General features: G+C 56.6%; 12 protein-coding genes, 1 tRNA gene and 1 pseudogene. 3 read left to right on the forward strand and 11 right to left on the reverse strand.

Annotation, left to right across the window (positions count from 1 at the left end; all coding sequences use genetic code 11):
- The first annotated feature begins 998 nt into the window (after positions 1 to 998).
- Positions 999 to 2,501 carry a hypothetical protein gene (locus tag EDD78_RS10115; protein WP_132084856.1) on the forward strand — a complete coding sequence of 501 codons (1,503 nt, stop codon included), beginning with the start codon at positions 999 to 1,001 and terminating at the stop codon, positions 2,499 to 2,501.
- A gap of 586 nt (positions 2,502 to 3,087) precedes the next feature.
- Here EDD78_RS10115 and EDD78_RS10120 read toward each other — a convergent pair.
- From EDD78_RS10120 to EDD78_RS10170, 11 genes and pseudogenes are all read right to left on the reverse strand, one after another.
- Complete coding sequence (locus EDD78_RS10120; RefSeq protein WP_207668671.1) at positions 3,088 to 3,312, reverse strand: DUF2188 domain-containing protein; 225 nt, start codon at positions 3,310 to 3,312, stop codon at positions 3,088 to 3,090.
- 326 nt (positions 3,313 to 3,638) lie between these two features.
- Positions 3,639 to 4,940, reverse strand: a complete 1,302-nt coding sequence (locus EDD78_RS10125) for an AAA family ATPase (RefSeq protein ID WP_132084857.1) — start codon at positions 4,938 to 4,940, stop codon at positions 3,639 to 3,641.
- A 347-nt stretch (positions 4,941 to 5,287) separates the two neighbouring features.
- Positions 5,288 to 5,379 (reverse strand) — tRNA-Ser (locus EDD78_RS10130).
- Between the two features lie 133 nt (positions 5,380 to 5,512).
- Positions 5,513 to 6,232 (reverse strand): PHP domain-containing protein, encoded by a 720-nt coding sequence (locus tag EDD78_RS10135; RefSeq protein ID WP_132084858.1) that lies wholly within the window; start codon positions 6,230 to 6,232, stop codon positions 5,513 to 5,515.
- Positions 6,222 to 6,569: a DRTGG domain-containing protein gene (locus tag EDD78_RS10140; protein ID WP_132084859.1), complete on the reverse strand. Its 348-nt coding sequence runs from the start codon at positions 6,567 to 6,569 to the stop codon at positions 6,222 to 6,224. The genes EDD78_RS10135 and EDD78_RS10140 overlap by 11 nt, the downstream gene beginning before the upstream one ends.
- 13 nt (positions 6,570 to 6,582) lie before the next feature.
- A complete protein-coding gene (locus tag EDD78_RS10145; RefSeq protein ID WP_079698600.1) occupies positions 6,583 to 7,866 on the reverse strand; it encodes a [Fe-Fe] hydrogenase large subunit C-terminal domain-containing protein in 1,284 nt (427 codons plus the stop codon).
- 61 nt (positions 7,867 to 7,927) lie between these two features.
- Positions 7,928 to 8,353, reverse strand: coding sequence for an ATP-binding protein (locus EDD78_RS10150; protein WP_079698601.1), 426 nt, complete (start codon positions 8,351 to 8,353; stop codon positions 7,928 to 7,930).
- Positions 8,353 to 8,703, reverse strand: coding sequence for a DRTGG domain-containing protein (locus tag EDD78_RS10155; RefSeq protein ID WP_079698602.1), 351 nt, complete (start codon positions 8,701 to 8,703; stop codon positions 8,353 to 8,355). Before EDD78_RS10155 ends, EDD78_RS10150 begins: the two co-directional genes overlap by 1 nt.
- A gap of 121 nt (positions 8,704 to 8,824) precedes the next feature.
- Positions 8,825 to 10,120, reverse strand: coding sequence for a patatin-like phospholipase family protein (locus EDD78_RS10160; RefSeq protein WP_165873188.1), 1,296 nt, complete (start codon positions 10,118 to 10,120; stop codon positions 8,825 to 8,827).
- An 82-nt stretch (positions 10,121 to 10,202) separates the two neighbouring features.
- Positions 10,203 to 10,379 (reverse strand): annotated as a pseudogene (locus EDD78_RS10165) (TM2 domain-containing protein); the annotation flags it as partial.
- Between the two features lie 574 nt (positions 10,380 to 10,953).
- Positions 10,954 to 11,964 (reverse strand): SIS domain-containing protein, encoded by a 1,011-nt coding sequence (locus EDD78_RS10170; RefSeq protein WP_079698606.1) that lies wholly within the window; start codon positions 11,962 to 11,964, stop codon positions 10,954 to 10,956.
- A 246-nt stretch (positions 11,965 to 12,210) separates the two neighbouring features.
- Here EDD78_RS10170 and EDD78_RS10175 point away from each other — a divergent pair, with 246 nt between their 5' ends.
- The gene (locus EDD78_RS10175; RefSeq protein WP_079698607.1) at positions 12,211 to 12,924 is read left to right on the forward strand and encodes a GntR family transcriptional regulator; all 714 of its coding nucleotides are present in this window, start codon (positions 12,211 to 12,213) and stop codon (positions 12,922 to 12,924) included.
- Between the two features lie 97 nt (positions 12,925 to 13,021).
- A complete protein-coding gene (locus EDD78_RS10180; RefSeq protein WP_132084861.1) occupies positions 13,022 to 13,816 on the forward strand; it encodes a MerR family transcriptional regulator in 795 nt (264 codons plus the stop codon).
- Positions 13,817 to 13,919 lie beyond the last annotated feature (103 nt).

The raw sequence follows: 13,919 nt of genomic DNA on the forward strand, positions 1-13,919 counted from the left end.
CGAAGGGTTCCCGGGGGCGTTCTACCAGGGGTTTAAGCAGTTTTACCGCTCGCTGTTGGAGCCCGGGGCGCGGCGGGACTACGCGGACTTTGCGGCGGGGGCGCGGGACATGGAGCTCTGCGAGGCCGCCTTCCAAAGCGCCGCATCGGGACAATGGGTCGGGGTGTAAAAAGCAGGCCGTTGACTAAAGTCAACGGCCTGCTCTGTTGCCGGGGAGCATCCGGATAAAGTTACATCGACCACTTTACGATATGGGACGGCGTGAAATTTCAGTGCATCCTGTTCCGCTACCCTCAAGCTGATTATGAAGGCGTGATCGGTGCTGAAAACGGCCTCGTGGGAGATAAGAAAAATTCCGCACCGGTTTGCTGGGCCACGGGTGCTGGAAAATATCAACACGTTCATCAGCTTTACGGATGACAAGAGTGAGGACGTTGGATCAGACATGTGGAGGGGGGATCCGGCATTACTACCGCCGGAAAAATCCGGGAGAGGGACCGGCAGGTTGCCCTGGTGTTTGTGACTACCAGCCTCGACCACGCCATGGCTTTCAAATAATAAGGCTCCTTCCCCGGCACTGAAATTATTTCTCTGTCAAGACCATTTTGTCAATGCTATTTTCGGCCAAAAATTGCAAGTCCCGGCCAGCTTATTGAAATCCGAGGGGTTTTTTCCTATAATGAAGTCAGGAGAATTTTACAGATGGAGCGCGCGGTGTGTGGAAAGCGTCTGACTGAAAAATTCGCAGCGCGATAAATGACGCATTTTATTAACAAACTGAAAGGACTTCTCCAAATCCAATGATTGCTTTGCTGGCGGCATTTTTCCCGCTCCTGAATTCACTGCCCGTGTCGACGGCACGAGACGGGGGGAAGGCGGAGAGGATGACAAGGAAATTGACGGCAATCCAAACTATAATTGGAAATGGGGTGCTGTATGGATAATAAACGCCAGTCCCGCGATATACGCTGCGGGCAACGATTTGAAAAGAGGTGCCAATGAAAATGATTCAAATGAGAAGAAGTACGCGTTGCCTGTGGTGTCTGCTTACAGCGGTAATGATGGTATGCGCTTTCGGCTCCAGCGCGATTGCGGCCTTGCCGGAGCCACAGGCTGAAATCTGTTTTCTGACCCTCTCCGGCGATACGCTAACCATCCGCCAGGGCGGCGTCCAGACCGGCAGTTTCGCCGTGGGCGGCGAAGGGTTCGACATTGCTTTCTACCGCTATGAGCCTACAGGGCAGCTCTGCGTGCGCTTTACGGACAAAAATGGCGACGACCGCAAAATCGCGTTGGGCACGAGTATTCAGCTTGCACTCTCCGGCACTTTCGACACGATCACGCTCAACGCCTCCCTCGGTGATACGCGCTTCTACCTGAAATCCGATGCGAGCGTGGAAACCTTTAACCTCAACTTCTCTGGAACGGCGTTCATCTACGGACGAGCCGGTCATGTCGCGATGAACGGACCAGCAGTAGCTTCACTCCAGAGGAACGCCGAGGTCGGCCTGGTATCACTCAACAATCGCGGAGCCGCCCTCAAAGCGACCTTTGGCTCAAACGTCCCGCAAGTGAACCGGATCGCGGGCGGCAGGGCGGAAAGCCCGTCCTCCTCCCGCAGTGACGGTAACCGCCGCGATGATGAAAACTACATCACCGGCGTAAGCATTGTCGGCGACATGAATGTGGGCAAGACGGTGAACGCACAGGTGTCCTACCGCTACGCGTGGCCGTACGGCCGCGCGGGCTACCAGTGGTACGTGCGGACATCCGCCGGCAGCGTGTATCCCCTCAGCGGCGAGACGGATTCCTCGCTCTATATCGACGGGACCGACGTGAAGGTGGGTGATGAAGTTCGGGTGCGCGTGGAAGGCAAGGGGGATACCGGCGGCAGCGCCTTCTCCGACTGGTACACCGTCCAGAGTCTCAATAATAAAAACTACATCACCGGCGTAAGCATTGTCGGCGACGTGAGTGTGGGCAAGACGGTGGACGCACAGGTGTCCTACCGCTATGCGTGGCCGTACGGCCGCGCGGGCTACCAGTGGTTCGTGCGGACATCCGGCGGTATGAGCGCCCTCGGCGGCGAGACGGATTCCTCGCTCTATATCGACGGGACCGACGTGAAGGCGGGGGATGAAGTTCGGGTGCGCGTGGAGGGTAAGGGGGATACCAGCGGCAACGTCCGCTCCGACTGGTACACCGTCCAGAGTAGGCAGGTTATCATCAGCGGGAGCGGCACGATGACGGATAGAATCGGCGACAACGTAATGTATACCATCACTGCGCAGGGTGTCCCGGACGCTACCAGCCTAAAGATCACATGGGACAGAGAGCCCGCCGCGTCTGTCAATATCGAAAGGTTCTTACGGAATGAAGCGAGGATGACGATTACGGCCAACGCGTTGACGGTGCCGGGCTCCTACCGGTTCTCCGCCTCCGTGTTGGGCTATACCTCCGCCCAGGAGACGCTGACCATCGGGTCATCAAGTGTTTCATGACCCGGCGCCCCACACTGTGAATTCCAGTAAAAAGAAACCAGGGGCTGCGCTGCAATGCGGCAGACCTCAACGGCGTAACCTCTATTGAGGTTACGCCGTTCTGTTTTTTAGCTGCGTTGAAGCACGTTTGCATGGTTTTCCGCAAGCGCATGGGATCAAAGGCCATGGCGGCGCCAGAAGACTCCCCGGAGGTCCAGGAGCCCCCGCCCCGCGCGACATGTCTCGCGTCCGGCATGATATCCAGGAAGCGCGTGGGCGTGTCTTTGAGCGATATGAGCGGTCCGCTGGCCCTTGCAGGTTGGGCAGCGAATGGTGGGGGAAATAACCCCGATCCCGCCGGCGCCGCTGTTCCCGCCTCTATACGTTCGTTAATCATTGTGAGTGGCTTTTAAATAAAGAAATCCCGCTTAGAATGGCTCTAAGCGGGATTGTGTCTTTAGCGGACAAACGAGATGTAAATGTTCGCAGATAGTTAAGTCCGCGAACCGTCGAATCCATTTTAGCAAAAATGAAATGGGGTGTAAAGTTGCTCATGTTCACAGCGGGAGGCCGAAGTATATACTTCGGCCTCCCGCTTTTAAGTAATTTAACCTTTAGGTGGAAAAGTATCTTTTCCATGCGAATCTTTATCCCTGATTTGGCCATTTGGACGATGGATAACTAATTCAGAGCCCTGATTCTGCGAAATCGTGCGTGCTACATTGATGGCATCCTTTTGCGTGGAAGTGCGAACAGTTGCTCGTAAATTTCCTGCGCCTTTAACCTGCCAACCGCCAGCGGGATGAGGAGTTACATGTTGGTCTTTACTCATAATATGCACCTCACTTTAAACGGATAATGCGCCCACAATGAGGGCATTTAGATGGATTAGTAACGGGAATAACTTTTTTGCCACAGCGACAGATGTAATATTTGTACTTAATAATCATTTTCTACCTTCTTTATAAAATAATAATCTATATCATCACATTTTAAGAAAAAGCCTGCGTTTATTTTCCTTTCTGGACACAGATTTCATATTGCAATCAGGATTTAAGCGTGGTACAATGAATAAGCATTATGACAAAGTACAACATCCTGTGCTTCTGTCGTCCCGCAGGACACCAAGTTGCAGCTTGGTGTCTTTTCTTTTACTCATTATGTGTTATTGTCAAAAAACAGTTTGGGATTACATCCAAAAGCACCTTTTAAAATTTGCGTTGTCAGGTTTACTTTAGCACGAGGGGTCTGTAATCCGCTCAGTCTGTGCAACGAACATTGTCCAAAAGAGTCTTTAATTGAAACCCATACCTGGTCACGCCGGTAATTTCCATCTAGCAAAAGAGGCTGATGGGAGGTGCATATAAGTTGTGCATGTTTAGGATTGCTGCTCTCGCTGTTAAATAGATTAATTATTTCTTTTGCAAGCGAGAGATGCAATCCATTTTCTAGTTCATCTATAATAAGAACACCGCCTGATTCTAAAACATCATAGAGATAGGGTAAAGCTGTAAAAAGTTTTATAGTTCCCAGGGACTCTTCTGCAAAAAAAGTAATGGGTGCTTGCTCTTCTTGTTCCACACCATTGTTGTATACAACATGTTTCGTATCGACACTAACAGTTGTTTTTGTGGCAATTATCTCTCTGTTTTCAAAATCATCGACATCAATTTTCTGACGAGCGATTTCTTCCTCAGAAGAGGATACATTTATATTACGGATTGTAGGATCTGCTTTTTGGATAATGCGTATATATTTGTCTATACGCTCCTTTGTAAAGGTTTTTTTAGGGTTGAGGGGATTTAGACGGCCTGCGGCCATACTTACAACTTGAATGCCACAGATAGCAGTATTGAGTTGGTCTGCTAGTGAATTGTTCAACATTGCAGCAACTGGGAGGCAAAGTGCTTCTGGCTTCACTGTCTGTTTGGCAGATTCGAACCCTTTTAACTCCGAACGTAATATTATGTCTTTAAATAAAGGTGATGTACGTTCTATGAGTTTTTCTGTCCGGCGATATTTTTTGGTGAGAAGTTCTCTTACAACTGTCTTCCCCTGAACTGAAAATTCATAGTGATACGTAATGGCAGACATAACAATATCAATTTTAAAGGTAGTTGGTTTTTCTCTGTAATGGATGTCGAATACAAAAGGCTTTACCGGAACGTCTAATCCCTTAACTTGTGGCGTTGAGAGAAACTGTGAGCTATTGGGTGCGGCAAGTAGCGGAGATAAGGTTAAGAGTCGTTGTATCTCTCTAAGAATTTTACAAAAAAAAGTCTTCCCTGAACCATTGGCACCATAGAGAAAAGAAACTTTATTGAAGCGTATATCTCCATTTATGAATGTATTATCTAGGTACTCCTTTTTGCTTGAATCCGTTTCCGTTGTAAACTCACTCAACTCAGCGAACGAAGCGAAGTTCTCGACGGACAAGGATTTTAAAATTATGTTATCCATCTAATTCACTCCTTTCTGGGATTATTCTAGCAAAATATTACTCCTTTGTCAAGATGTTAAATCAAATTTTTCGATTGATGTATCGAAAAACTAAGATTAACTAAATATTACGTATATTTCTGCGAATAGATTGAAATAAATAATTTTCATCTTTGGCTCTTGGGCAGGGTAATGTCATAATGTTTTGCTTATTCCGAGGACTTGAACCCTCGAAGTTTCTTTGGTTTTGCCTATATTTTATACGTTGAGGAAAAGAGTTTCAAACTATCACTTGAAACTATACGTAGGGTTATATTTTAAAAAAGAAGCCGACTGCTTTTCAGCATTCGGCTTCTTTCGACAAAATATGGCGGAGATGGAGAGATTCGAACTCTCGAGACGCTTTTGACGCCTACACGATTTCCAGTCGTGCGCCCTCGACCAGCTAGGCGACATCTCCATATATAACGATTCAATTCTGTGCGCGGCGGGCTTGTCCACCGCATGCTTTTTATCACGCCTAATTATTATACTGGATTTCTCCGGGGAAATCAACCCCTAATTTTGTTTTTCTACAGAAAGGAACAAAACCATTATGCCCCGCCGCGGCGCAGGTATTCCAGCACGCTGCGCGCGCTGCAGGCCTGCGGGTCCAGAAAACGCTGCCCGTCCGCGATGTCCCAGAGATAATGCGCGTCCGAATCGGTCACCGCCAGCATGCCCTTGATCTTTTGCAGGTTCTCCGGCACGGCAAAAAAACGGTCGGGATTTTTAACCTCAACCGTGGTGAAGCCGCATTCCGGCGGGATGAACCCGAGGCTGGAGAGCACGCTGTAGGCGTCCTTGTCCACATGCGCCGGGAAGCAGAAGCCGCCGAAGCGCGAAACGAGCGGACCCACCCCGTCGATCGGGATGGATGAAGCGTTGATGAGCAGGCGCTCCTCCTGCCCGATCTGCCGATCCTCCCCGTCCAGGATCAGCTGCTCGCCGAAGATACGCGGGTCGTTTTGGATGGGCGGGACGTATTGGTAGACCTCCCGATCGAAAGCCATCGCCTGCCTGAGCTCCGGGAAGAGGCAGACGACGTGGATTTCCTCACTGGTGCACAGCTCCATGCCGGGGATGGCCAGAATCCCGCTGCGCTGCGCCGCCTCCAAAAAGGCCGGGCAGTTCTTGCAGGAGTTGTGGTCGGTGAGCGCGATGACGTCAAGCCCGTTGAGGATCGCCATGTTGACGATGTTGTTGGGCGTCATGTCGTTGTCCCCGCAGGGCGAGAGGCAGGAGTGGATATGTAAATCGTAGCTAAGCTTCATCGCTCAAAAACCGGTCGGCCGCCTTGGCGGCGTCGTAGATGGGCAGGTCGGTGTGCAGCAGGCAGACCCCTTGGTCAACCGCCTTCTGCCTGGTCGTCTCGTCGATCGCCATCCCCTCGGCGATCACCACGCAGGCCACATCGCAGAGCACCGCCACCGCCACCGCGTTGACGTTGGCCATCACCGTCACCCAGACCCCGTCGCTCCTGGCGCGGCCCATCGCAATCGAGAGCAGGTCGCAGCAGTAGACCCCGCCGCTGACCTCCCGGTGCGGGTCCTCCCCGGGGCTGACCACCTCGAAGCCCAGAGCCTTTGCCAGCTCGCTTACCTGTTTCATGACTGTAGACCTCCTACTCCTTGATGGCGCTCTGGCTCTCCTGGAGCCGTTCGATCGCCTCGCGCATCTCCCGCAGGCGGTAGATGCAGTCGTCCTCGCTGGCGAAGCCGCGCACCACGTCCTCGGCCAGCGCCCGGCAGGTCGGCGCCCCGCAGGAGCCGCAATCCACCCCAGGCAGGCTCTGCTCGATGGCCTGCATCCGCCCGAGCTTCTCCATCGCCACCCGGATGTCCGGGTCGAGCTCCATCACCGGCTGGTATTCGACCGCCTGGTCGAACTTCACCTCGCGCGGCACCTCGTCCTCGATGTGGTTGCAGCTCACCGGGCGGTACTTGCGGATCCTTTTCAGCTTGGCCTTGGCGATATAGGGATTCTCGACGTTGAGCACCCCGCCCACGCACCCGGCGCTGCAGGCGTTGAGCTCGACGAAGTCGAGGTCGGTAAACTTGTTGTCCTCCAAATCCTCCAAAACGCTGATCACGTTCTCGATCCCGTCCGCCGCGAGGTAGCGCTCGTTGAGCAGGGCCGCCGCCTCGCCGCCCGAGGAGCCCCAGCCCATCCCCATGCGGCCGGAGCCGGCCATCTCCTCGGGGAGGCTGACCTCCTTCATCAGATGGATCAGCTTGGGGTAGACGTCCCGCACCGCGACCACCCCGTCCACGGCCGAGCGCCTGGAGCCCAGCGGCATGCGCACCGCCGTGACCTTGGCCGGGCAGGGCGAAATGAAGAAGGCGCCGATCTGATCGGCCGGCAGCCCGGTGCGCTGCGCGGCCTCCCGTTTGGCCATGCGCGCCGCCACCTCGATGGGGGCGTGGATGGGAAGGATATTATGAATCAGCTCGGGGAAGCGCACCCGGATCAGGCGCACCACCGCCGGGCAGGCGGAGGAGATGACCGGGCGGGGCAGCAGCCCGGTGCTCATCATCCGCCTGGTCGCGTCCGAGACGATCTCGGCGGCGCGCGCCACCTCGAACACGTCGTCGAAGCCCATCATCTTCAGGGCGTTGAGCAGGATGTCCACATCGTCCAGATTGTTGAACTGCCCATAGAGCGCCGGCGGCGGCAGCGCGATTTTATACTGGAACCTGTCGATCACCGAGAGGGGGTCGAAGATCGCCTGCTTTGCGTGATGGGGGCAGACCCGGATACATTCCCCGCAGTCGATGCAGCGCTCCCTGATGATCTTGGCCTTCCCGCCGCGCACCCGGATGGCCTCGGTCGGACAGCGCTTCACGCAGTGCGTGCAGCCCTTGCACGCATCCCTGTCGAGCGTAACTGAATGGAAATAGCTTTCCATCAAAGCAACACCCACCTTTTCCCTTTCGTAGGGCCCGCCGCCTGGGGCGCGCCCGCACGTTTTATTCGTTCTTCACCGTCATCCAGACGGTGGTGCCGACGCCCAGCTCACTTTCGATGCGCATGTCGTCGGTGTATTTTTTCATGTTGGGCAATCCCATGCCCGCGCCGAACCCGAGGTTGCGCACCTCGTCGGGCGCGGTGGAGTACCCTTCCTGCATGGCCAAGGAGATGTCCTCGATCCCGGGGCCGGTGTCCCGCAGCTCCATCTTGACGATGTCGGGGTGGATTTCCACCTCGATCTCCCCACCGTGGGCGTGGATCACCATGTTGATCTCGCCCTCGTACATCGCGATGGCCACCCGGCGCACCACGTCGGGATGGACGCCCAGCTTTTTCAGGGTCTTTTTGACCGCGCTGGAAGCCTCGCCCGCGCGGGTGAAGTCATCCCCCGGGACGTGATAGGATAATTTAATTGGCTCCGACACTAGGCGTTGCACCCGCCTTTCAGCCCGTTTTCATAGAGCAGGCCGCAGGCGGTGAACATGCGCAGTCCGGTGCTCATCAGGACGATCCCGTAGTCCTTGGCCAGTGTGATCATCGTCTCGTCCGGGCGCTTGCCCCGCACGAAGACGATACAGACCATGTCCATCATCTCGGCGGTGCGCACCACCTGGGAGTTGACCAGCCCGGTGAGCAGCACCGACTGGTCCTTGACGAAGGCGAGCACGTCGCTCATCATGTCGGAACCGCAGGCGGTATGTACCTCGCGCTCGAGGAATTCCTCCCCGCAGTAAACCGTCGCGTTCAGAATTTTCTTAATGTCCTGGACATCCATATCAATACGACCCCCTAAGGTACTAAAATTTCAACAAAGGCAGTGCGCTCAAAGACAATCAAATTATAACATTTTTACAGCCCAGCCCGCAAGGGGGCCGGGCCAATCTCTTTATGTCTTCTTATATTTCCTGCGCCAGGGTGCGCTTGAGCGCGAAGAGCAGCATGGCGCACGCCGCCTCGCGCTGCAGCACGGCCGCCCCCCGGCAAAGCGCCCCGCGCTCGCCGTTCCCATAGGAAAAGTCACGGATCCCCGCGTAGAGGTGCGCCACCAGCCGCTGGTGGCCGAACTCGGCGGCCTGCTGCGCGAGCTGGACCGCGCTGCCCGCCCGGGAGAGCACCTCGGCGATCTCCGCGCTCTCGCCCGCCTCCCCGGCGTTGAAGCGCAGCAGCAGCTCATAGCAAAAGCCGTCGGCGGTGTAGAGCGCCTCGTCGTCCAGCGCGTACCACTCCCCCAGGTCGAGCACCGCGCGCTCGAACCAGTCGCCCTCCCTCTGGCGGATCTGCTGCAGCTGCCGCTCGAAGAGCAGCCGCCAGAGGGATTCCCCGTCCGGCTCGCCGAGCAGCTGCGCGGCCTTCTCCAGCATTGGGTGCAGCCGCTGCCGCAGCGCCTCGATCTCCCCCGCGCGGAAGGTCAGCCAGCCGCCCTCGGCCTTGCCGAAGGCGCGCAGCGCATCGAGGTAGCCCAGGCGGATGTTGCGCCGCGCACTGTCCGGCTCGAACATCAAAAAGGGCCCGAGCGGGTGGGAGGGCCGGATCATGGTCAGGTTTTCCGGCGCAATCCTCGGGCGCTGGCGCAGCCCGACCGCCTCGAGATCCACCGCGATCACCCGGGTGGCCCCCAGCTCCACCGCCACGTTGATCGGCAGGTAGTCGTGATAGGAGCCGTCGATGAACCGGCTCTCGCCGATCTGGTGGACCGGGAAGGCGGGGAAGCAGGAGGCCGAGGCGATCAGGTAGTCGCAGAGCCTCCCACGCGGGATGTCCCGCTTTTTCATCACCACCGGGTGCAGGGAGGGATACTCCACCGTCACCAGCCCGAAGTCGGTGGGGGAGCGAAAGAAGCGCTCCTCGTCCACCACCGCGCGCATGAGGGCCTCGAGCCCCGAGATATCCACCCCGCCGCTGCGCACCGCCTTCTTTAAAAACTCGGCGTAGACCGCGCCCGCCACCGGGCTCTCGATCGCCTTGTCGATGTCCACGTTGGCCACGTCCTGCGCGGTGATCCTCTGCCAGAGGGTGAGCATCTCCCCGAGGTCCCCCTGCACCATCATCGCGCCGTTGAGCGCGCCCACCGAGGTGCCGGTCACGATCTGGAACCCGATCCCGCACTCCTGCAAAGCTTGGTAGACCCCCGCCTGATAGGCCCCCCGCGAGCCGCCGCCCGCCAGCGCCACCGCACAGATATCCCTTGCCACACGCTCTCTCCTTTCCGACCGCCTACGCACAAGATATTGGGAGGAAGGCCAAACCTTGGCCCTCCTCCCGCGTTCAACGTTTCTACTTCAGATATTTCCCTTCACCGTCCCTGAATATGCCGGTCAAAATACAGATCAGGTCGCAGATCCAGCCGGCCAGGAACAGGCCTCCGGTGAAGAAGTATAACAGCCCGGTCCCGGTCTTGCCCACATAAAACCTGTGGAAGCCAAAACCGCCCGCAAACAGGCAGAGGACGAAGGCGGACCACGGTTCCTCCTGCTAATCATAAGCGCGGGCGCCGCGGGTTTATGCACGTTTTCCCGCGCGGTATAGACGTTTTTTACAGGCGCCGCCGGCAGGACCGGCTCTGGCGGGGAGATGGCGTCGATGGCGAACCCGCAGTTCGAGCAAAAACGCCCGGTGCTTTTGGTTCCGCAGTTCGGACAGGAGTAAACGCCCTTTGCCGGGGGCTGCTCCGCTTCCTTCGTTGCGGGCCGCTCTTCCTTCTTCGGGGCCGGGCCGCCGCAGTACTGGCAGAACGCGCCCCTGCCCGCCGCGCCGCAGCCCGGGCAGGAGAAAGCCTCCCCACGCTCCTTCGGCTCTGTGGAGCGGTAGCCGCAGCTGGCGCACTCCACGCCGTCATACTACAGATCGGACATTTCAAGCGCACCCTCCCCCTCCCGGCAAAATTCTAGCATAGTTCCCCCGGAAAGTCCAGATTGCATCGGCCCGCCGGCGGGCAGCGCGTCCATGCTGCCTGGCGCTCCGGCAGACGAAAAGGGAAGCCGCGAGCTTGGGCTCGCGGCTTCCCGAAAACACCGGTAAGGACCGATTAATATTCCATCTGGCGGTAGTAGCGCCGGGTGGTCAGCGGATGGTTGCGCACATGCTCGAGGTGGCAGCTCAGGCGCTCGGTGATGGTGTAGACGATCATCGGGGAGATGTATTTGCGGAACTCCTCGTCCAGGGGCAGCTCGACCTCTTTGGTGTCGAAGATGTTGATCTCCTTGGTGATCTTCTTGGCAAAGTTGAGGACACGGTCCATCAGCGGACGGGTCTCGTCCTCGCCGAAGAAGAGGATCAGGCTGGTGTCCTCCTCGACGAGCTCCAAGGTGCCATGGAAGAACTCGGCGGCGTGGATGGACTTGGTCTTGATCCACTGCATCTCCTCGAGGATGCACATCGCGTAGTCGTACGCCTCGCCCCAGAGGTTGCCTCCGCCGATGACCATATGGTAATCGGTGTCCTTGTGATGCTCGGCCATCGCCTTGCAGCGGTCCTCATAGAGCTCCTTGCCCTTGATCAGGTAGGGGGTGATTTTCTGCAGCTGGTCGGCGAACTGCTCATACTTCGGGAAAGCGCCCGCGTTATACATCATACGCGCAACGAAGGGGATGTTGGTCAGGTAGATCGCTTCGCAGAGCACGTCGTCCTCGGCGAAGGAGCAGAAGAGGTAATCCGCGTACTCGCAGGCCGGGGTCCCGGCGTTCGAGACGTACATCACCACTCTGGCGCCGGCGTCCTTACAGAACTTGGCGGCCGCCACGATCTCCTTGGTGTTGCCCGAGCGGGTGGAGAAGACGCAGACGCTGTCCTTCGAGAACTTCTTGTGGCCCATGAGCATGAACTCCGCGGCGATCACCGAGTGGGACTCGATCTCGGACTGGGTGTCCAGCATGTACTTGAGCGGCAGGGAGTGCGCATAGGTGCCGCCGCAGCCGATAAAGAAGATGTTGGAGTAGCCCTGCTTGCTGATCTCGTCCGCCGCCTTCTCGATTTCGGGGCGCAGCGCGAGCGCGTCGCCGACGACCTTTTCATACCGGGGAATGTCAAAATTGAACATTTCATTTCCTCCTTCATGCGATGTATGTATTGTTCTACGATCAGATAATATCATAGATACAATTTATTTGTAAAGAGGTTTTTTAAAATTTAGAATATCATCCAGTTTAATTTAATTAATTTTAATATATTTATTCTTTTTATCCAATTGATTTTGGATTATAAAAATTATATAATACAAATACAACTAATTGTATTATAAATTTATTGCACTAATAAATTGTGCAAATGAGAGGAGAAGCGGACCATGCTGGATGAACATTCCTCCACCCCGCTCTATAAGCAGCTCAAGGAGGACCTGCTCTCGCAAATCAACGCCGGTTCCTTGCGCCGGGGAGAACGGGTGCCAACCGAAATGGAGCTGAGCGACCACTACGGCGTCAGCCGGGTGACGGTGCGCAAGGCGCTCACCGAGCTGGTGGAAGAGGGGCACCTCACCCGACGGCAGGGGAAGGGCACCTATGTGTGCAACCCCAAGATCGGGGAAAACATTATGGAAAACCTCAGCTTTACCTCGGTCTGCCAGCGCAACGGGGTGGTGCCGGGGGCCAAGCTGATCTCGGTGGCGATCAGGCCCGCCGGGGAGGAGGACGTGCGCGAGCTCGGGGTCGCTTCTGACAGCCGGATCCTCTACCTGCACCGGCTGCGCTATGCCGACGGAGTGCCGGTCGTGCTCGAAGAAAATTTCTTCACCGAGCGCTTCTGCCCACTGATCAAGGAGGATCTGGAGCACGAGTCGATCTACGCGCTGCTGACTTCCCGCTTCGGGATCACCCGGCTGCGCCCGAGCAAGAGCATCGAAATCGCGCGGGCAAACGAGTGGGAGGCTTCCCAGCTCGGGGTCAAAAAACGCACGCCGGTACTGCTGGTGCGCGAGCTGATGTTCGAAGAGCCGGACATCCCGGTCCACCGCACCCGGCAGATCGTGCTGGGGGACCGGTTTAAATATGAAATCCGCTAGCTTATAAATTTTTCTCGATTCCCTCTTGACCTTGACAATATGACAAGGTGTATCCTCTCCTTATGGACCGGTTCAGGATAGAAGAAAGGAGAAAGCGATGTTCACCATCGGGCAATTTTCCAGGCTGTGCCAGGTCAGCGCGCGGATGCTGCGGCATTACGACCGCCTCGGGCTGCTGCACCCGGCTAGCACCGGAAGCGAAAACGGCTACCGCTATTATGAAGCGGATCAGCTCGCCAGGGTGCATAAAATTGAGACGCTCAAAGGCTATGGCTTTTCACTCACTGAGATCGGGGTGCTACTGGAGCTTGGGCCTCAAGAGCTGGCTGTCGCCGTCCAGCGCCGGCGGGTGACGGCCTACCGGGAGCTGGGCGAGCTGCGGCGCGCCCTTCGCCGGATGGAGGAGGACATGAGCAAAATGGAGGGAATCAATTTGTCAAGATACCATGTCATTTTAATGGAGACACCATCCCGGCGGGTGCTGGGGCTGCGGCGCACCATCGCCATCGGCGAGGTGCACGAGCTGTTCTCGGAGCTCTACCGCGAAATGGAGCGGCGGGGACTGCGCCGCAGCGGCGCCACCCAGCTTGTCTGCCTGGGGGAGGAGTTTTCCTATGAGCAGGCGGACGTGGAGGCCCAGGTCGAGGTGGCGGGAGAGCACCCGGACGTGAAAACGCTGCCCGCCTCGCTCTGTGCCGCGGTCACCCACACCGGGCCGTATGAGACCATCCGCTACGCCTACGAGGCCATCGGGGCGTGGCTGTCGTCTCACCCGGATTACGAGGTCTGCGGGCCAGCCATCGAGCGGTACCTGCGGGATGAAAACGAGGTGGGGGACCCCGAAGAGCTGCAGACCGGCGTACTCTTTCCGGTTAATAAGCGGGAAGGCTAGTGGGTAGAAAGCAGGGACCGCACACCGAAACGGTGTGCGGTCCCTGCTTTCTATTTTCTCGGAAGCTCCGTTTCCATCATATAGCGAAAGGGGTCTTCATAAA

Origin of the sequence: Harryflintia acetispora (genome assembly GCA_004340125.1) — a bacterium.
GTDB lineage: Bacteria > Bacillota > Clostridia > Oscillospirales > Ruminococcaceae > Harryflintia > Harryflintia acetispora.